The following is a 528-nucleotide window of genomic DNA, read 5'->3' as shown; positions in this document are numbered from 1 at the left end:
CGGATCTCCGGAAGCAGCCATTGTCCTTCTGGTTTTGGGAGAGCCAGGTGAAGGCATGGGTGATGTGTGATTCATCGATGAAGATGAAGGCTCGAGATTGGGCAAAAGACTTGAGCACAAAGGCTGTGAGCCAAGTGTTTCCTTCTCTTTCGCCATTTTGATCCCCGAAGGCACTGTAGGAGCCATCCTTGTGTTTGTAGTTCAGCTCTCTCTGATAACCAGCTCTGAGGAACCCAAGGGCTTTAGTCTTGATCTTCTGAGTCAGCTGTTGGGTTTCATTCAGATATTTCAGTACGTAGATGTTGGGAGCAAAAAGGACCATGTTCTGCTCCCCACAGCCATAGGGCATATGGAGAAGGTTTTGTGTGTTTCTTATGGCTGAACTCAAGATATCACCCATCACAGAGAAATGGGCTCTTGCTGAATTGTTCACTACTGTTGGTGGGAGGACCAGCGACATATTTTCAGATATCTCAGCATCTGATTCACAGAACAGAGAGATGAAGGTATGCTCTTGCTAGATCGGAA

The 528-nt window shown here is 47.0% G+C and carries 1 protein-coding gene; it reads right to left on the bottom strand.

The window, feature by feature from the left end:
- Positions 1-349: prenyltransferase/squalene oxidase repeat-containing protein (locus tag NK662_RS24825; protein ID WP_254761388.1), on the bottom strand; the 349-nt coding region annotated here is incomplete at its 3' end.
- Positions 350-528: the final 179 nt, after the last annotated feature.

Origin of the sequence: Ectobacillus ponti (assembly GCF_024294785.1) — a bacterium.
Classification (GTDB): Bacteria; Bacillota; Bacilli; order Bacillales; family Bacillaceae_G; genus Ectobacillus; species Ectobacillus ponti.
This window is presented reverse-complemented; position numbering and strand designations above follow the sequence as displayed.